Annotated in this window: 18 protein-coding genes and 1 tRNA gene; 11 read left to right on the forward strand and 8 right to left on the reverse strand. The window is 71.8% G+C overall.

What is annotated here, in order from left to right; genetic code table 11:
- Nucleotides 1-101: 101 nt before the first annotated feature.
- From lysA to ACFYO9_RS02135, 3 genes are all read right to left on the reverse strand, one after another.
- A complete protein-coding gene (gene lysA / locus ACFYO9_RS02125) occupies nt 102-1,493 on the reverse strand; it encodes a diaminopimelate decarboxylase (protein ID WP_355802811.1) in 1,392 nt (463 codons plus the stop codon).
- 239 nt (nt 1,494-1,732) lie between these two features.
- Nucleotides 1,733-2,803 carry an ArgS-related anticodon-binding protein NrtL gene (gene nrtL, locus ACFYO9_RS02130; RefSeq protein ID WP_358776827.1) on the reverse strand — a complete coding sequence of 357 codons (1,071 nt, stop codon included), beginning with the start codon at nt 2,801-2,803 and terminating at the stop codon, nt 1,733-1,735.
- Between the two features lie 196 nt (nt 2,804-2,999).
- On the reverse strand, nt 3,000-3,521 hold the full coding sequence (locus ACFYO9_RS02135; protein ID WP_388665914.1) for a response regulator: 522 nt from the start codon (nt 3,519-3,521) through the stop codon (nt 3,000-3,002).
- A 211-nt stretch (nt 3,522-3,732) separates the two neighbouring features.
- Between ACFYO9_RS02135 and ACFYO9_RS02140 the strand changes: the two genes are divergently transcribed.
- A tRNA-Arg gene (locus tag ACFYO9_RS02140) sits at nt 3,733-3,804 on the forward strand.
- Nucleotides 3,805-4,132: 328 nt separating this feature from the next.
- Here ACFYO9_RS02140 and ACFYO9_RS02145 read toward each other — a convergent pair.
- Nucleotides 4,133-4,699, reverse strand: a complete 567-nt coding sequence (locus ACFYO9_RS02145; RefSeq protein WP_358711711.1) for a hypothetical protein — start codon at nt 4,697-4,699, stop codon at nt 4,133-4,135.
- A gap of 66 nt (nt 4,700-4,765) precedes the next feature.
- Complete coding sequence (locus tag ACFYO9_RS02150; protein WP_355802818.1) at nt 4,766-5,131, reverse strand: hypothetical protein; 366 nt, start codon at nt 5,129-5,131, stop codon at nt 4,766-4,768.
- A gap of 316 nt (nt 5,132-5,447) precedes the next feature.
- On the opposite strand from ACFYO9_RS02150, the gene ACFYO9_RS02155 reads away from it, so the two are divergent.
- Nucleotides 5,448-6,233, forward strand: coding sequence for an alpha/beta fold hydrolase (locus ACFYO9_RS02155; protein WP_358776829.1), 786 nt, complete (start codon nt 5,448-5,450; stop codon nt 6,231-6,233).
- A 43-nt stretch (nt 6,234-6,276) separates the two neighbouring features.
- Here ACFYO9_RS02155 and ACFYO9_RS02160 read toward each other — a convergent pair whose 3' ends face one another.
- Complete coding sequence (locus ACFYO9_RS02160; protein ID WP_358776830.1) at nt 6,277-7,380, reverse strand: Ku protein; 1,104 nt, start codon at nt 7,378-7,380, stop codon at nt 6,277-6,279.
- Nucleotides 7,381-7,465: 85 nt separating this feature from the next.
- Here ACFYO9_RS02160 and ligD point away from each other — a divergent pair, with 85 nt between their 5' ends.
- Nucleotides 7,466-8,350, forward strand: a complete 885-nt coding sequence (gene ligD, locus ACFYO9_RS02165) for a non-homologous end-joining DNA ligase (protein ID WP_358776831.1) — start codon at nt 7,466-7,468, stop codon at nt 8,348-8,350.
- Between the two features lie 116 nt (nt 8,351-8,466).
- A complete protein-coding gene (locus ACFYO9_RS02170) occupies nt 8,467-8,895 on the forward strand; it encodes a DUF4440 domain-containing protein (protein WP_358776832.1) in 429 nt (142 codons plus the stop codon).
- 24 nt (nt 8,896-8,919) lie between these two features.
- Here the strand turns inward: ACFYO9_RS02170 and ACFYO9_RS02175 are convergent, their stop codons facing one another.
- Entirely contained in the window at nt 8,920-9,729 is an 810-nt protein-coding gene (locus tag ACFYO9_RS02175; protein WP_358776833.1) for a nuclease-related domain-containing protein, read from the reverse strand.
- A gap of 277 nt (nt 9,730-10,006) precedes the next feature.
- On the opposite strand from ACFYO9_RS02175, the gene ACFYO9_RS02180 reads away from it, so the two are divergent.
- The 7 genes from ACFYO9_RS02180 (at nt 10,007) to ACFYO9_RS02210 (ending at nt 16,666) form a co-directional block, all read left to right on the forward strand.
- Entirely contained in the window at nt 10,007-10,393 is a 387-nt protein-coding gene (locus ACFYO9_RS02180) for a sortase-dependent protein (RefSeq protein WP_358776834.1), read from the forward strand.
- Between the two features lie 117 nt (nt 10,394-10,510).
- Nucleotides 10,511-11,101 carry a class F sortase gene (locus ACFYO9_RS02185; protein ID WP_388665991.1) on the forward strand — a complete coding sequence of 197 codons (591 nt, stop codon included), beginning with the start codon at nt 10,511-10,513 and terminating at the stop codon, nt 11,099-11,101.
- Nucleotides 11,102-11,169: 68 nt separating this feature from the next.
- The gene (locus ACFYO9_RS02190) at nt 11,170-11,964 is read left to right on the forward strand and encodes a hypothetical protein (protein ID WP_358776836.1); all 795 of its coding nucleotides are present in this window, start codon (nt 11,170-11,172) and stop codon (nt 11,962-11,964) included.
- An 80-nt stretch (nt 11,965-12,044) separates the two neighbouring features.
- The gene (locus ACFYO9_RS02195) at nt 12,045-13,298 is read left to right on the forward strand and encodes a HAMP domain-containing sensor histidine kinase (protein ID WP_358776869.1); all 1,254 of its coding nucleotides are present in this window, start codon (nt 12,045-12,047) and stop codon (nt 13,296-13,298) included.
- A 94-nt stretch (nt 13,299-13,392) separates the two neighbouring features.
- Nucleotides 13,393-13,740: an SH3 domain-containing protein gene (locus ACFYO9_RS02200; RefSeq protein ID WP_355802835.1), complete on the forward strand. Its 348-nt coding sequence runs from the start codon at nt 13,393-13,395 to the stop codon at nt 13,738-13,740.
- Between the two features lie 75 nt (nt 13,741-13,815).
- A complete protein-coding gene (locus ACFYO9_RS02205; protein WP_358776837.1) occupies nt 13,816-15,180 on the forward strand; it encodes an FtsW/RodA/SpoVE family cell cycle protein in 1,365 nt (454 codons plus the stop codon).
- 25 nt (nt 15,181-15,205) lie between these two features.
- A complete protein-coding gene (locus ACFYO9_RS02210) occupies nt 15,206-16,666 on the forward strand; it encodes a penicillin-binding transpeptidase domain-containing protein (protein ID WP_358776838.1) in 1,461 nt (486 codons plus the stop codon).
- Nucleotides 16,667-16,686: 20 nt separating this feature from the next.
- Here the strand turns inward: ACFYO9_RS02210 and ACFYO9_RS02215 are convergent, their stop codons facing one another.
- Nucleotides 16,687-17,793 carry a ferritin-like domain-containing protein gene (locus ACFYO9_RS02215; protein ID WP_355802839.1) on the reverse strand — a complete coding sequence of 369 codons (1,107 nt, stop codon included), beginning with the start codon at nt 17,791-17,793 and terminating at the stop codon, nt 16,687-16,689.
- Between the last annotated feature and the right edge of the window lie 101 nt (nt 17,794-17,894).

The following is a 17,894-nucleotide window of genomic DNA, read 5'->3' on the forward strand; positions in this document are numbered from 1 at the left end:
CTCACTTCTTTTACATCTACGGTGGGACCAGTCTCACGCACCGGAACGGACTTTCCGTCCACTGTCCGGAGCGTGAGACGACTATTTCATTATGCGATTGATTATCCGACGTCGAGACGCAGGAGGTCCTCCTCCGTCTCGCGCCGGACGATCACCCGCGCCGCTCCGCCGTCGACGGCGACGACGGGCGGGCGGAGCGCGTGGTTGTAGTTGCTCGCCATCGAGCGGCAGTACGCGCCGGTCGCGGGCACGGCGATCAGGTCGCCGGGCGCGAGGTCGGCCGGCAGGAAGGCGTCCCGTACGACGATGTCCCCACTCTCGCAGTGCTTGCCCACGACGCGCACCAGGACGGGCTCCGCGTCGGAGGAGCGGGAGACGAGGGCGACGGTGTACTCGGCGTCGTACAGCGCGGTGCGGATGTTGTCCGACATGCCGCCGTCCACGGAGACGTACGTGCGCAGCCCTTCGAGGGGCTTGATGGTGCCGACCTCGTAGAGCGTGAAGGCGGTCGGCCCGACGATGGCGCGGCCGGGCTCCACGGAGATGCGCGGGGTGCGGAGGTTCGCGGCGTCGCACTCGCGCGTGACGATCTCGCCCAGCGACTTGGCGATCTCGTGCGGCTCGCGCGGGTCGTCGTCGGAGGTGTAGGCGATGCCGAGGCCGCCGCCGAGGTCGATCTCGGGCAGCTCGACGCCGTGCTCGTCGCGCACCTCGGCGAGCAGCTGCACGACGCGCCGCGCGGAGACCTCGAACCCGGCCATGTCGAAGATCTGCGACCCGATGTGCGAGTGGATCCCGATCAGTTCGAGCCCGTCCAGCTTGAGCGCCCGCCGCACGGCCTCGGCGGCCTGGCCGTCGGCGAGGGCGATGCCGAACTTCTGGTCCTCGTGCGCGGTGGCGATGAACTCGTGGGTGTGCGCCTCGACGCCGACGGTCACCCGGATCTGCACGCGCTGGCGCTTGCCGTGCCGCTCGGCGATGTGCGCGACGCGCACGATCTCCTGGAAGGAGTCGAGGACGATGCGCCCGACGCCGACGGTGACGGCGCGCTCGATCTCCTCCACCGTCTTGTTGTTGCCGTGGAAGGCGATGCGCTCGGCGGGCATCCCGGCGTCGAGCGCGGTGGCGAGCTCCCCGCCGCTGCACACGTCGAGGTTCAGCCCCTCCTCGTGCAGCCACCGCACGACGGCCCGGGACAGGAACGCCTTGCCGGCGTAGAAGACGTCGGCCTCGCTGCCGAACGCGTCGCGCCAGGCCCGGCAGCGGGCGCGGAAGTCGGCCTCGTCGACGAAGTAGGCCGGGGTGCCGAACTCCTCGGCGAGCCGGGTCACTTCGATGCCGCCCATGGCGACGACCCCTTCGGGGGTACGGGTGACGGTGCGGGACCAGACCTTGGGGTCCAGGGCGTTGAGGTCGGCGGGCGGCGCGGAGTAGTGCCCCTCGGGCAGTACGTCGGCGTGGCGGGGGCCTGCGGGGTGCGCGGAACGGCTCATGGCGGTGTCGTCTCTCTCACGTGCTCACGTGTGCGTGTGCCTGTGCGTGGGCCTGTGCGTATGCCTGTGCGGGTGCAATGTCTGAGGCATCCGTCACGTGGAGCGCGCGGACCGCACGCGTCACATGCTCCCCCATGGGCGCGCGTGTCGCGCCGTGCGGCGTGCGCTGCGTCTCGCTCACAGATGTCCCGGTATGCACAGGAAGGTGGTCATTCACAGGTATGCGTCACAGGTATGCGTCACAGGTTTTCGGGTGCGCTGATGCCGAGCAGGGACAGGCCACCGGCGAGCACCGTCCCGGCGGCTTCGGCGAGCGCGAGCCGGGCGCGGTGGGCGGCCGAGGGTTTCTCGTCGCCGCGGGGCAGGACGGAGCCCTGGAGCTCGAGCAGGGCGTCGGCGGTGCGGACGAGGTGGCGGGCGAGGCGGTCCGGGGCGCGGTGGCGGGCCGCGGCGGCGAGGACGGCCGGATGGGCCTCGACGGCGTCGAGCAGCTCCGGCGCGTCGACCTCGCCGGGTGCGGCGTCGAAGCCGAGGCTGTCGGCGTTGCGACTGAGGGCACGGGCGCGGGCGTGGGCGTACCGCACGCGGAAGAGGGGGTTGCTCTCCCGCTGCACGAGGTGCCCGTCGCCGCCCTGCTCGGGGGTGACGCGGGGGTGGTCGTGGGGGGCGGGGTGGAGCAGGGCCCACCGGGCGGCGTCCCGGCCGAGGCGCAGGGTGGCGGCCGCCGGGGCGGGGACGGGGCGCAGGGTGGGCATCGGCTCGGGGGGCCGTCCGCACGCGTCCACGCGCACGCCGAGCCGATCGGCCCAGGCGGCCGGCGGCTCGGCGTCACAGGTGACGCGGACGAGGACGCCCTGGGAGCGCAGGATGCGGCGGACGCTGTCGGCGAGGACGACGGCGCGGAGCTCGCGGGGCGCGTGCAGCTGGGCGAGCTCTCCGGTGTCGGGGTGGACGTGCCCGTAACAGTGCCCGTCCTCGCGTACGCGGCGTACGAGCTCCGCGGCCGCGGCGGCGCGTGAGCCCGCGAGGGTGATGTTGAGGAACCCGGGCCCGGTGATGTCGACCCCGGCGATGCCGGGCTCGGCGGCGAGCCGGGGCGAGAGGACCTCGGCCACCTGCCGCGGCGAACGCTCGGCGGCGCGGGCGATCTGCAGGGCGAGGTTGGTGGCGTAGTCCCCGCACCCGCCGGGCCGGGGCCGCTCGACCCGCACGGCGCGCCCGTCCGGCACGGCCACACCGCGAAGCTCCCCGGCATCGACGGCGGCACGCAGGGCGTGCAGCACGGTGCGGGAGAGCTCGACGGGGGTCACGGCACCAGCGTATGGGAGGAGGGGGGTGGGAAGGCGAGTCGGTTTGGCGGATGGTCCGGGATGTGGACGGGACCCGGGCGCGGGGCGCGGGGGCGGTTACGGGTTACCGGAGGGCGGGGGCGCTCTGTCACCCCGGTGGGCCGTCTCGGTGGCCGTTGGCCGTCCTGGTGGCCGTTGGCCGTCCTGGTGGACCCCGTCAGCCTCCGGGCTGAGCGGCGCGCTCGGTCTCGCCGGCGCAGCCACCGCCGCGGCGGTCACGTCCGTGAGGGGGGTGCGGGTGGTGCGCCTGGTGCTCCGGCTGTTCCTGACCCCCGTGGCCGGCGGCGTCAGACTCCTCCGCCCTGTCCGGAATCAGCAACTGCCGTACGATGCCGACGAGTTCGTTCGGCTCGAAGGGCTTGGCCAGAAACGCGTCGACGCCGACTTCGAGGCCGCTCTCGACCTCGTACTGCGTGCAGGCACTGATGACGACGATGGGCAGGTGCCGGGTCCGCGGATCGGAGCGCAGCCGCGCCGCGGTACGCAGTCCGTCGAGCCGGGGCATCACGACGTCGAGGGTGACCACGTCGGGCTGCACTTCATCCACGACGTCCAGGCACTCGACACCATCGGCCGCGGTCACGACCTCGAAGCCCTCCAGCTCGAGGTTGACCCTGATCAGCTGCCGGATGACCTTGTTGTCGTCCACAACAAGCACGCGGCCGGGCACGCCTGGCACAACTCGAGACTAGGTCCGCGCCCACCGCCGCGTCCCGGTTTTCCCCACTTCCACCCCGTGCGAGGCCGCCCCGCCAGGCACCGGACCATCCGGAAGACCCCCCTCCGCACAGGCCGCCCCCGGGTCCCCCGGAACCGAAGAAATACCTGTTCATGATGAGCCCCGGAGAGCTGGTAGGGTTCTACCCGTCGCCGCGCAAGCGAGTCGATACGCCCCCGTAGCTCAGGGGATAGAGCAACGGCCTCCGGAGCCGTGTGCGCAGGTTCGAATCCTGCCGGGGGCACACTGTTAAGGTGTGTCCAAGACCCCGTCACCAGCGGAAACGCTGAGGCCGGGGTCTTCGCGTTTGTGCAGGCAGATGCAGCCCGAAGCGGCCGCATGTCAGGGTTTCCACCAGCCTGCCTCAGCGCGACAGAGTGACGAGGCGCGCTGTTCGAGGCGCAGGGCGACAGGCCGGATACACGGCAACCAGATCCCACTGAATGCGCCGCCCCACGGTGGCGTCCGGACCGTATCCGCTGCACTGTCTCGTTCAGCCGCTCAGTCTCTCGACGACCTCACGCCACAGGTTCGAGTCCTCCCTCGCAAAGCCAACCGCCGAGCGTGCCGGCTCAGGACGTGGGGCATTTCTCGTCGTTGGGCACGACCTCGAAGGTCACGCTGTCCTCGACGATCTCGTGAGCTGCGGGAGTGGTCCGGCAGACCCGCCAATCGTTCTCGTCGTCCGTACTGCGCCCCTCTCCAGTGACGTCCACCGCCGTCACGTCACCAGTGAGGGCTGCCATCTGGTCCATCGCGTCCATGAGGTTGCGCCCGACGTAACCGGGCATCTCGTCACCCGGCATCGCCAGGTAACCCTTCGTGGACGCGGGGCACTTCTCGCCCTCCTTGACCGCCGAGAAGACGACCAGAGTGTCCGGGTCCGCCTCGCCGGGCTTCGGGTCCTGCGCGCAGACGCGCCAGTTCCGATCCCATACCTGGGCGCGCCCCCGCCCCGTCGCATCCTCGGAACTCAGGTTGTGGAAACCGGCGCTCTGCGCGCGGTCTTGTGCCACTTGGAGTTGCGACCCGACCATGTTCGGCAGTTGCTCGGCCGACGAGCACGCGCTGACCGCCGTCCCGACGAAGACCGCCATCACGCCGACGCCTGCGATTCTTCGTGAAAGCGGTCCAGTCATCTTGTCCCCCCATGATCATCAACCCCGTGAGAGGTGATCTTAACCACCGGGAGAGCGTTCGACTCGTCAGTCGCGCCGGGCTTCAGCTTGGCCGGTTGCGATGCCGCTCAGCTTGAGTGCGACGTCCCGCAGGAAGTACGCGGCAGCGGCCGGGTGGTGCTTGAACGGCCCTTCGAGACGGGCCGCGTTGATATAGACACCGATCTTGGAAGACGGCCGGTAAAGGACCACCTCCTCCACCTCGCGCGAGGGCAGCGGCGATGGGAGGTGCGCGATCTCCTGACTCGTGAGCCAACGGCTTATCTCGGCTGCGCGACTGGCGCTGAGGCGCCCCCACTCGGGGTCGTAATGCTCTCGTAGCCAGCCCATCGATACTGCGGTGACTCCGTTGTCCGCCTCAAGCTCCCGCAGAATGCCAGCGCGCCGATCCACCGTTGTCCCCCTTTTGTGTGCTGGAGAGATTTTGACACCCCGGCGCCACATCAGTGCGTTCGGGTAGCAAATGGACGGTTACGCACCTTCAGGAGTGTGCGGGGCAAGTTGCCGCGTTGCGCGCGTTCAGTGCCCCGCCGATGACAAGCAGGCGCCACGGTCATGGCCCGGTCAGCAGCGGGGTGGCGGCTTCAGGCATGCTGGCCGGCGGCGGCGGTTGCGATCGGTGGGCGCCGCTTCGCGTCGTGCCGTGGACAGGCGTCGCCGTACAGAGAACCTGCGTCGCCCCGGGCGACGCACGAAAGGAGGCTCGCTCGTGAGCGAGTGGATACGTTGCTTCCACCCTGCCCCCGACGCCCGCGCCCGGCTCGTCTGTTTCCCGCACGCGGGGGGTTCCGCCAGCTCGCACCACGCGCTGTCGGCCGCCCTCACGGGGGCCTTGGAGCCGCTGGTCGTCCAGTACCCGGGGCGCCGGGAGCGGTTGCGCGAGCCGTTCGCCGAGCGGGCCGACGAGGTCGTCGACGCCGTGCTCGGCGCGCTCCGCGTGCGGGGCGCCGGTACGCCCACCGTCCTGTTCGGGCACAGCATGGGCGCGGTCCTCGCCTTCGAGACCGCGCGCCGCATGAGCGCCGAAGGGCGGCCGTCCGTGGCGCTGTTCGTCTCCGCCGCGCAGGCCCCCTCGGTGCCTCGGCGGGCCTTCGCCGGGCGGCGGCCGGTCAGCGAGATGCCCGACCGTGAGCTCGTCGCGTACATGCGCGAGCTGTCCGGCACCGCCGACGAGGTGCTGTCCTCCCCCGACCTGCTGCCGCTCATCCTGCCGCCGGTCCGCGCCGACTACCGGCTCCTGGAGCGCCACGTCCACCGGCCGGGACCGCCGCTCGACTGCCCGGTCGTCGCCCTGGCCGGCGACACCGACCCACGCGTCGCGGTCGAAAACGTCCGGCCCTGGGAGAGCGAGACCCGCGGCACCTTCTCCTGCCATGTGCTGCCCGGCGGCCACTTCTTCCTCGACGCGCACCTTTCGTACGTGACGGAACTCGTCGCATCCGCCCTCCGGGGCCAGGACCAGGGGCTTGCGCGGCTGCGGGAACAGGGGCGGTAAGGCGGCCAGGCAGACGCGCCCGGCTCAGGCAGACGGGCCCGGTTCAAGCCGAGGCGCGCCGCTTCTGCGTGGTCGTCTTCTTCGCCGCTCCGGACCCCGTGGACTTCTTCGTCGCCGTCGCCGTCTTCTTCGTCGTCCTGCCCGCGGCGCCCGCCTTCGTCTGAGTCGCCTTGGTCTCCGTCGGCTTCGCGACCGTCGTCTTCGTCGTCCGTTTCCTGGCCGTCGCGGCCTTCTTCGTCGCCGCGGTCGCGGACGACGTCGACTTCTTGCCGCCCACCTGCTTCGGCGTCCGCTTGGGCGTCGTACGGGACGACTTGCGCGCGATCGGGGTCACCTCGGCCACCGTCTCGTCCGCCGGCTCCTCGCCCCGCGCCGTACGCGCCGCGCGGACGCTGCTCTCCAGCGCGGCGATCAGGTCGATGACCTTGCCGCCGCCCCCTTCGGCCGCCGGGGTCCGCTCCGCCGGGGCCGTGCCCTCGACCTTCGCGGCGATGAGCTCCTCGACCGCCTCGCGGTAGTCGTCGTGCAATGTCGAGATGTCGACCTCGCCGAGCGTGTCCATCAGGGCGTCCGCCAGGTCGAGTTCGGCCTCGCGGACGGTGACGTGCGTCTCGGGGGCCACCCCTTCGGGCGCGCGGATCTCGTCCGGCCACAGCAGCCCGTGCATGGCGATCACGTCGTCGACCACCCGCAGCATGCCGAGCCGCTCACGGCCCCGCAGCGCGTACTTCGCGATGGCCACCTTCTGGCTCCGCTTCAGCGCCTCGCGCAGCAGCGTGTACGGCTTGGCCGCGGGGGTGCCGCTCGCCGAGAGGTAGTACGCGGCGTCCATCTGGAGCGGGTCGATGCGGTCCGCCGGGACGAACGCGACGATCTCGATCGTCTTGGCCGTCGGGATCGGCAGCGCGGCCAGGTCCTCGTCCGTGATCGGGATGATCGAACCGTCCGCGTCCTGGTACCCCTTGCCGATCTCCGCCGACGACACCTCGCGCTCCTCCAGCTCGCACACCTTGCGGTAGCGGATCCGGCCGCCGTCCTCGGTGTGGATCTGGCGGAAGGAGACCGAGTGGCTCTCGGTCGCGTTCACGAGCTTGATCGGGATGCTGACCAGGCCGAAGGAGATGGCACCGTTCCATATGGATCGCACGTCCGACACCTCACTGGGGCGGGGAGGGCAGGTGGGAGCTATGAGTATTACGAGCGCTATGAGCATTTTGTGGGAGTCTCATCGTATGACGCCTATCACCGAGGTGGAGGGGCGACGGCTCCCGCTCAGCAACCTGGAGAAGGTGCTGTATCCCGCGAGCGGCTTCACCAAGGCCGAGCTGCTGCACTACTACGCGAGCACGGCCGAGGCCCTCCTCCCCCACCTCCGCGACCGGCCCGTCTCCTTCCTGCGCTATCCGGACGGGCCCGAAGGTCAGCAGTTCTTCGCCAAGAACGTGCCGCCCGGTACCCCCGACTGGGTGCAGACGGCCGAGGTGCCCCGCTCCGAGGGCGGCGTGCGGCAGATCCTCGTACAGGATCTGCCGTCCCTCATGTGGGCGGCCAACCTGGTGACCGAGTTCCATGTGCCGCAGTGGCGGGCGGACGCCCCGGCGCGGGCCGACCGGATGGTGTTCGACCTCGACCCGGGCTCGCCCGCCACCGTCGTGCAGTGCTGCCGGGCGGCGCTCTGGCTGCGGGCGCGGCTGACGGCCGACGGGCTGCACGTGTACGCCAAGACGTCGGGCAGCAAGGGGCTGCATCTGCTCGTACCGCTGGAGCCGACCCCGTCCGACCAGGTGACCGCGTACGCCAAGGGGCTGGCCGTCGAGGCCGAGCGGGAGCTGCCCGAGCTCGTCGTGCACCGCATGACGCGGAGCCTGCGCCCCGGCAAGGTCTTCGTCGACTTCAGCCAGAACGCCGCCGCGAAGACCACCGCCGCGCCCTACACACTGCGGGCCCGCCCCGAGCCGACCGTCTCCGCGCCCGTGACGTGGGCCGAGGTGGAGGGGTGCGCGGGGCCGGAGCAGCTCGTCTTCACCGCGGACGACGTCACGGCCCGGCTCCGGCGCCACGGCGATCTGCTCGAACCGCTCCTCGACCCGGAGCTGGCCCGGCCGCTGCCCGCCTGAACCACCGCGTCCCGGTGCCGCAATGTGACCGGCGTCACCGCTAATCAAGTTTGACTAGAGGTTCGCGGAGGCATACCTTCTTCGCCAGTAGTCAAACTTGATGACAAGGAGATCGCGTGACCTTCCTTCCCGACACCGGATACGTCCCCACCGCCGAGGACCGCGCGAGCCTGACCGCCTGGTTCGCCGAGTACGACGCGCACAGCGCACGGCGTGACGTGGAGCGCATGGCCGACCTGGCCGTCTTCCCGCTCAACCTGGTCAGCGACGACGCGGCGGGGGACGGGCGCTCCGCGCAGTGGGACCGGGAGCAATTCGTGGCGACCATGACGCACGTGATGGGGAGCGGCGGCGACGACATCACCTTCGAGTCGACGCGCACGCCCGTCTTCCTCTCCCCCGCGATGGCCGTCGTCTTCACCGACTCGGTGATGACGGCGAACGGCGAGACGCAACAGCTGCGCTACGCCGACGTCCTGATCCGGCGCGGCGGGTCCTGGGCCTTCCAGACCATGATCCAGGGCGGCTGGGGCGACAACCTCTGAGCCGGCTCCGCACCGGCGGCAGGCTCAGACCTGCAGCCAGGTGCGGCGGTCCCTGGCCAGTGCGTGCAGCGCCTCCACGTCGGCCGGTTTCAGCACCCCGCCGAGGCGGGCGAGCCCCGGCAGGTCCGCCTCGCGCAGCACCCGTACGTCACGCGGGGGCGCCGCCCCGTCCGGGTCGGCGGCGCCGGTCCCGGTCAGCGCGAGGACCGGGCGCACCTCGGCCGTCAGCGCGAAGGAGGCCCGGCCCGCGTCGGAGCGGATCGAGCGCAGCAGCGGGACCGGTGCGGCGCGGCCGACGGTGACCATCGGGTCGGCGATGCGCACCCGCTGTCTGCGGACGGCGAGGGCGCCCACACAGAACAGGCCGCCGGGGCCGATCAGCAGATGGTGGATGCGGGCGCCGCCGGGCAGCGGCACGGAGTGCAGCACCCGCCAGCCGCCGCTCTCCAGGGCATCCAGGGCGTCGCCGACCGCCTGTTCCGCGGCGAGCGCGCGGTGCCGGGCGTCGGCGCGCAGTCTGCGGGCGGGCGGCGGGTCGCGGTCGAGGGAGATCCGCAGGGCCTCGCCGGGGCGGTTGGGGGCGAGGTCGTCGTCCGGGTGGAGGGCGAGCCTGGCCAGCTCGACGGGGGTCGGCACGGGCGGCGGGCCCACCGTGAACTCGCCGGTCAGAAAGGGTGCGAGGGCGTCGAGCACGTCCTCTTCGTGGTCCTCGCCGAGCAGATGGACACGGGACGCGTCGCGGTCGTACCAGGCCACGCTCCTGCCGTCCGCGAGACACACGTACAGCCGCTCCTGACCGTGCCGCCAGGCCGGTACGACGCGCAGTCCGCTCATGCGCCATCACCCCCCTCGACCATGGGAACAGCCCGTGGGCTCCCCCGGCAAGAACCTCGCGGCGGCGGCGGAGAAGTCGCGTCGTCTTTGCGCCGGGTCCGCCCGGTCCGGGTGCGTCCGGGGGCGGCGTCCCGTCGGTCCCGTAACGGCACCGCCCGCACAGCTATGGGCCGTTGTTACATAGCCGACGAATTGCCGCAATAGCGGACATCTAACGTCGTGGCTGTCCGCCCGAACGCACCGGAGCGACCAGCCGACCGACCGTAAGGAACGACCCGTGAGCACCGAACGCCGCCCCACCTTCCTCCGCACCGCCGCCCTCTCCACCGTCGTCGGCGGGGCTCTGCTCGTACCGGCCGCGAGCGCCCTGGCCGACGCGCCGGCCGTGGGCCCGACGGCCGTGCGGAGCCAGGCGCCGACACCGGACAGCGGTCCCTCCCAGCGACCGACGGAGAAGCCCACGGAGAAGCCCACGCAGCGGCCCGAGCAGGAAAAGAAGCCGCACGGCACGTCCGGCTCCCCCAAGGGCGGTGTGGCGGCCGGCGCGCAGGGCGTACGGGACGCCGGCGATCCCGTCTTCCTGGCGGCCGGCGGCGGGATGGCCGCGGCCGGTGCCGCGGGGCTCGGCTACGCGATGATGCGCCGCGGCCGCACCGGCTCCTGAACCCGTCCCCACACCCCTCCCTCTTCCCTGCCCCCTGGAGTCCCCGTGACCACTCCCACCGGCTCCGAGCCCGACGCGGCGCGGACCCCCGCCCCCCGGCGCCCGTACACCGCCCGCATCGCGGCCGCCGCCGCGCTCACCGCCGCGCTCGGCATCGGTCTGATCGCCTGTGGTCAGGGCGGCAAGGGCGACCCGGCCCCCGACGTCACGGTGAACAACGCGGCCACCGCCCCCGCCAAGCGCGCCGTCGCCCCGCTGAAGGCGTCCGAGCCGACCGGTCTGCGCATCCCCGCCGCCGGTGTCGACGCGCACTCGATGCTCGACCTGAACATCGGCGCGGACCAGGAGCTGGAGGTGCCGCCCGCGGACAAGGCCGACGAGCCCGGCTGGTGGGCCGGCGGGGTGACCCCGGGCGAGAAGGGCGCCGCGGTGATCGTCGCGCACTACGACACGGCGAACGGTCCCGCGCTGATGAAGAACGTCGCCGAGGTCAAGGTCGGCGACACTGTCGAGGTCCCGCGCGCGGACGGCAGCACGGCGACGTTCGAGGTCCGCGAGATCCAACAGGTCGACAAGGAGGACTTCCCCACCAATAAGGTGTACGGGACGACCGACCGACCCGAGCTGCGGCTGCTGACCTGCGGCGGGCCCATCGTCGGCGGTCACCGGTCGGACAACATCATCCTCTACGCCGATCTGGTGTCGTGACAGCCCGCCTGTCGTGACAGCAGGCCTGGTGCCACGACAGGCCGCGCCCCGCGGCAGGCAGGAGTGCAGTGAACCGCAGCCGGCGCGCGGCCGCCGCCTTCGCCGTCCTCGCCGCGCTCGCCGTGGCGGGTTGCGGCGACCCCGGCGGGCTGCGGGACGCCGGCGCGACGCCGACCGCCGAGGGCCCCACCCACCTCTGGCCCGACCTGCCCTCCCCCTCGGTGCCCGCCGAGGACTACGGCGACATAGAGAGCGTCAAGGTCAAGGGCGTCGACGTGCCCAAGGGCGACCTGCACAAGGTGGACCCGGTCGACGTCGTGCGCGCGGACTTCACCGAGAACCCGGGGTCGTACGAGCGCTCCGACCGCGCGTACAAGGAGACCGTCGAGCGGCTCGACGACTGCGCCGCGGACGACTCCGCGCCCCAGGGCCGCTGCCCGGTCCTCAAGGCCTACTACCGCGATCTGACCGGTGACGGCAGGGACGACCTGGTCGTCGGCGTCTCGACGCCCGACGACAACCTCGACATCCGCGTCTACGCCGAGGAGGGCCGGCAGCTGACGCAGATCATGGAGATGACCGACGCGGTGCTCGGCGTCGAGCTCGCCGGGCGCGACCTGATCATCCGCGCCATCTCCAGCCTCGCCGGGTACGAGTACCACACGGTCTGGTCCTGGGACTCCCACCAGAAGGCGATGCTGCCCACGAGCGACGAGATCGTCCGGGCCACCGGCGCGCCCCGGCCCAAGTCGCCCCGCCCCTCGCCGGGCAGGCCCTCGCACAGCCCGGCGCCCTCGCGCGGCGGCACGCCCTCCGGTGACGCGTCGCCCTCCGGCTCGCCCGCGGCGGGCGGCGGACGGTGAGCCGCCGTCAGCCGCGCGGGCCGCGGCTCCCCGCCTGGACGGCGACCCTCACCTGGAAGGCCGCCGTCTTCATCACCGTCATGTGCTGTGCGCTCGCCGCGCTGCTCGGCGCGCTCGTCCATGTCTCGGTGACCAACCAGACCGTGGGCCAGGCCCGCGAGCGCGCCCTGTCCCGCCTGAAGGAGGTCACCGAGCGGTACGAGGCGGGCGACCGGCTCGGCCCCGGCGCGGGCGTCGACCCGGCGGGCCTGCCCGACCGGCTGCACGACCTCGCGGCGAACGGGCGGCGCGGCACGATGGTCGCCGCCCACGAGTCCCGGCCCACCATGTGGGCGGCCGGCCCGGCCGACGGTGAGCGCGTCATCGCCGTCCAGGTCGACTACGCCCAGGGCGCCCGCACCATCGACGGCCTCGACCGGGCGATCCTCGGCTCGTCGGTGCTGGCCATCGGCGCGACGCTGCTGGTCGGCGCGTTCGCCGTGACCCGGGTGACGCGGCGGCTGCACCAGACGGCGCAGGTGGCGCGGCGGATCAGCGCGGGCGACCTGGACGCGCGGGTGCGGGACCCGCACTCCCGGCCGAGCGACACGGGGGCGCCGCGTCACCAGGACGAGGTGGCCGCGGTCGCCGGCGCCCTGGACACCATGGCGTCCACCCTGCAGGGCAAGCTCCTGAGCGAGCAGCGGTTCACCGCGGACGTGGCGCACGAGCTGCGCACACCGCTGACCGGGCTGCACGCGGCGGCCGAACTGCTGCCGCCGGGGCGGCCGACGGAGCTGGTGCGCGACCGGGTCGCCGCGCTGCGCACGCTGACCGAGGACCTGTTGGAGATCTCCCGGCTCGACGCGAAGAGCGAACGGGTGGACCTCGACGCCCACCTGCTCGCCCCTTTGGCGGAGCGGGTGGTGCGCTCTTCCGGTGAGGGCACGGAGCTCGTCGTCGTGACCGACGTCTGTGTGGAGACCGACCGGCGGCGCCTGGAGCGGGTGCTCGGCAACCTCGTCGCCAACGCGCACAAACACGGGCGCCCGCCGGTCCTGGTGACCGTCGACGGGCCGGTCGTGACGGTGCGGGACCACGGCGACGGGTTCCCCGACTACCTGGTGGAGCACGGGCCGCAGCGGTTCCGCACCGAGGGCACCTCGTCGAAGGGGCACGGTCTCGGGCTGACCATCGCGCTCGGCCAGGCGGCGGTGCTGGGCGCGCGCCTCACCTTCTCCGACGCCGTCGACGGGGGCGCGGTGGCCACCCTGCGGCTGCCGTTCGAGGAGTCCGCCGACGACGACGGCCGGCAAGGGCGGGACGAGCGGGGCGGGCCACCCGGCGCAACGTGAGCTTGCGAGGGGACAAAGGGCCGTTTTTAGTGGGAATCGCGGCATCTGAGCATCCGCCAGGCCGCACCGACCCACCCTTCCCTGAGGAGGCCTCATGTCCCCGCGGACCACCGCCACCCGGCTCGGCATAATCGCCGCCGGCGGCGCCCTCGCCGCTCTCACCGTCACCGGCCCGGCCGCCGCCCTCGACGACACCCACAACCCGCCCGTCTACAAGGGCCGCGTCACCGCCAAGAACGGGCTGCTGCTGCGCAACGCACCGACCCGCGGCAGCAAGGTGATCCGCACCGTCCCGCGCGGCAAGGTCGTCACGATCTTCTGCAAGACGCGCGGCGACCGGGTGGTCAACAACAACATCTGGTACCTGCTCACCGACGGGACCTGGGCCTGGGGCTCCGCGAAGTACATCGACAACATCGGCAAGGTCCCGCGCTGGTGCTGACACCCCGTCACTCCGCCCGGCCGACATAGTCGACATAAGCGGACTTCCGGCTGATTTGCTTGCTACGTTCCCGGCATGGCCGGAACGCGCACGGGCACCGCACCCCCCGCGGTTCCCGCTGTTCGCGTCCCCCGGCGCCGCGGCACGGAACTCGCCCTGCTGGTCGTCGCCGTCCTGCTGTCCGTGTACGGATACTGCGACGTCGGCCTCGCGAAGAACGGCACCGTCCCGCCCGGCGCCGCCGGTTACGGCGCCGGGCTCGGTGTGCTCGCCCTCCTCGCGCACCTCGCCGTCCGCTTCCGCGCCCCGTACGCCGATCCGCTGCTGCTGCCCATCGCGGTGCTCCTCAACGGCCTCGGCCTGGTGCTCATCTACCGGCTCGACCTGGAGACGCCGAGCGACGAGGCCGCGCCCGCACAGCTGATCTGGTCGACCATCGGCGTGGGCCTCTTCATCGCCGCCGTCCTCTTCCTGCGCGACCACCGCGTCCTGCAGCGTTACGCCTATCTCTCCGTCGTCGCCGCGCTGGTCCTGATGATCGTGCCGATCTTCTTCCCCGCCGTGAACGGCGCCCGGATCTGGATCAGGGTCGGCGCCTTCTCCATCCAGCCCGGCGAGTTCGCCAAGATCCTGCTCGCCGTCTTCTTCGCCAGCTACCTCGCCGCCAACCGCAACGCGCTCGCCTACACCGGACGCACCCTGTGGCGGTTCAAGCGCCTCCAACTGCCCACCGGGCGCGTCCTCGGCCCGATCGTGGCGATCTGGCTGCTGAGCGTCGGCGTCCTGGTCCTGGAGCGCGACCTCGGCACCTCGCTGCTCTTCTTCGGGCTCTTCGTGATCCTGCTGTACGTGGCGACGGGCCGCACCGGCTGGATCGCGGTCGGCCTGCTGCTCGCCGCCCTCGGCGCGTTCGCGGTCGGCTCGCTGGAGCCGCACGTGCACAGCCGGGTGGAGGACTGGCTGCACCCCTTCGCCTCCATCGACGCGGGGCAGGGGCCCAACCAACTCGCCCAGTCCCTCTTCGCGTTCGCGGCCGGCGGGATGCTCGGCGCGGGGCTCGGGCTCGGCCACTCCATCCTCATCGGCTTCGCCGCGAAGTCCGACTTCATCCTGGCGACGGCCGGCGAGGAGCTGGGGCTCGCCGGGCTCTGCGCCATCTTCCTGCTCTACGCGCTGCTCGTGGAGCGCGGTTTCCGCTCCGGGCTCGCGCTGCGCGAACCCTTCGGACGGCTGCTCGCGATCGGGCTCGCCTCCATCGTCGCGCTGCAGGTCTTCGTCATCGCGGGCGGCGTCACCGGGCTCATCCCGCTCACCGGCATGGCGATGCCCTTCCTCGCGCAGGGCGGCTCCTCGGTCGTCACCAACTGGATCATCGTGGCGCTGCTCATCCGGATCAGCGACTCGGCGCGCAGCCAGCCCGTCGGCGAGGAGGCCGTGTGACCGGGCACGCCCGCGAGGAGGCCGTGTGACCAGGTACATCCGGCACGCCGCCGCCTTCTGCGCGCTGCTGCTCGTGGCCCTGCTCGTCAACGCGACCCGCGTCCAGGTCGTCCAGTCCGCGTCCCTCGACGCCAACCAGGCCAACCGCCGCAACACCATCGTCCGGTTCGCCCAGCCGCGCGGCGACATCCTGGTCGACGGCCGGCCCGTCACCGGCTCCAAGGACACCGGCGAGCAGCTCCGCTACGAACGCACGTACAGCAACGGCCCGTTGTACGCCCCGGTGACCGGCTTCGCCTCGCAGGTGTACGGCACGACGTTCCTGGAGCACGCCGAGGACGCCATCCTCTCCGGCACCGACCCGATGCTCGCGCCCTTCCCCCTGTGGAACGACATCACGCGTACGCAGAACCCCGGCGGCGCCGTGCGGACCACCCTCAAGGCGGCGGTGCAGCGGGCCGCCTTCGCGGGCCTGGGCGGGAAGCGGGGCGCGGTCGTCGCCCTGGAGCCGTCGAGCGGCCGGATCCTCGCGCTGGTCAGCGCCCCCTCGTACGATCCGGAGCGGCTCTCGGGGACCAGCCGGGGGGTCACGGGCGCCTGGGCGGAGCTGAACCGCGCCCCGACCAAGCCGATGCTGAACCGGGCGATCCGCCAGACCTATCCGCCGGGGTCGGCGTTCAAGGTGGTCACGGCGGCGGCGGCGCTCGACGCGGGCACGGTGACGGACCTGGACGCGCCGACCAAGTCGCCCAGCCCGTACACGCTGCCCGGCACCACCACCCAGCTGACCAACGAGGTGGACGGCTGCACCAACGCCTCGCTGCGCTACGCCTTCCAGTGGTCGTGCAACACGGTCTTCGCGAAGCTCGGGGTCGACACCGGGCTCGGGCCCGTCTCCGGGACGGCGCGCGGCTTCGGCTTCAACGACCGCGATCTGCGGATCCCCTCGTCCGTCGCGGCGAGCAACTTCGACACCTCGATGGACAAGGCGCAGCTCGCGCTCTCCTCCATCGGGCAGTACGACACCCGGGCGACGCCGCTGCAGATGGCGATGGTCTCGGCGGCGGTGGCCAACGGCGGCTCGGTCAAGTCCCCGCACCTGGTGGACCGTACGACGACCGACGACGGCGACGTGCTCGACACCTCGGGGGCCAAGTCCCTCGGCCAGGCGATGAATCCGGCCACGGCGATGCAGCTGCGGGAGATGATGACGGACGTCGTGGAGAAGGGCACCGGCACGAACGCCGCGATCCCCGGCGTGACCGTGGGCGGCAAGACGGGCACGGCCCAGCACGGCATCGACAACAACGGTACGCCGTACGCCTGGTTCATCTCCTGGGCTCAGCCCGCGGGTGAGGCGGAGCCCTCGGTGGCGGTCGCGGTGGTCGTCGAGGACGCGTCAGCGGACCGCGGGGACATCAGTGGCGGCGGCAGCGCGGCGCCGATCGCGAAGGCCGTGATGGAGGCGGCGATCGGCGCCCGCTGAGTTGCCCGTGGGGGCGGCGCTCAGCCCGTACCGCCGGACGCGATGGCGTCCCCCACCTCCGCCACCCGCTCCCGCTCCTCGGCCGCGAACCGCTCCGCGTCCAGCTTCTCGGCGATCTCCTCGTCCTGCGCCATGAGCTGGTCGAGGTTGGCATCGCCGAGCTCGAAGACGCCCATGTCGACGTAGGCCTCCTGAAGGCGCTTGCCCCACAGGCCGATGTCCTTGACGCACGGCACGATGCGCGAGAAGAGCAACTGCCGGAAGAGCGCCAGGTATTCGGACTGCTCGCTGTACTCCTCGGCCTGCGCCGTGGGGATGCCGAAGTTCTCCAGGACCTCGACGCCGCGCAGCCGGTCGCGCATCAAGTAGCAGCCCTCGATGACGAATTCCTCGCGCTCGCGCCGTTCGGCGTCGGTGAGCTGCTTGTAGTAGTCGCGCAGCGCCATCCGGCCGAAGGCCACGTGCCGGGCCTCGTCCTGCATGATGTAGGCGAGGATCTGCTGGGGCAGCGGCTTGTCCGTGGTGTCGCGGATCATGCCGAACGCGGCGAGCGCGAGGCCCTCGATGAGTACCTGCATGCCGAGGTAGGGCATGTCCCAGCGGGAGTCGCGCAGGGTGTCGCCGAGCAGCGCCTGCAGGTTGTCGTTGACCGGGTAGAGCATCCCGATCTTCTCGTGCAGGAAGCGGCCGTAGATCTCCGCGTGCCGCGCCTCGTCCATGGTCTGGGTCGCGGAGTAGAACTTCGCGTCCAGGTCGGGGGCCGACTCGACGATGCGGGCCGCGCACACCATCGCGCCCTGTTCGCCGTGGAGGAACTGGCTGAACTGCCAGGAGGCGTAGTGCTTGCGCAGTTCGCCCCGGTCCCGTTCGGTCATCTTCGCCCAGTGCGGGGTGCCGTAGAGCGTCATCGCCTCGTCGGGGGTGCCGAGGGGGTCGAGCGGGTCGACCTCGAGGTCCCAGTCGATGCGTTTCGCGCCGTCCCACTGCTTGTCCTTGCCCTTCTGGTAGAGGGCGAGGAGGCGCTCGCGTCCCTCGTCGTACTCCCAGCTGAAACGGGCCGAACCGGCGGACGGGACTTGCCAGTTGAGACCATTCGGTGGACTGGTGTAAAGCTCACTCGTCGCCATGACGGCAGGCTCACACGCTCCTGGACAAGGGGTCAACAAGTCGTGCGCAAGGGATTGACGGCCTTGCTGACAAGCAGTCTCATAAGAGGTGACCGCCGGTA

Origin of the sequence: Streptomyces sp. NPDC005863, assembly GCF_042871345.1 — a bacterium.
Taxonomy (GTDB): Bacteria; Actinomycetota; Actinomycetes; order Streptomycetales; family Streptomycetaceae; genus Streptomyces.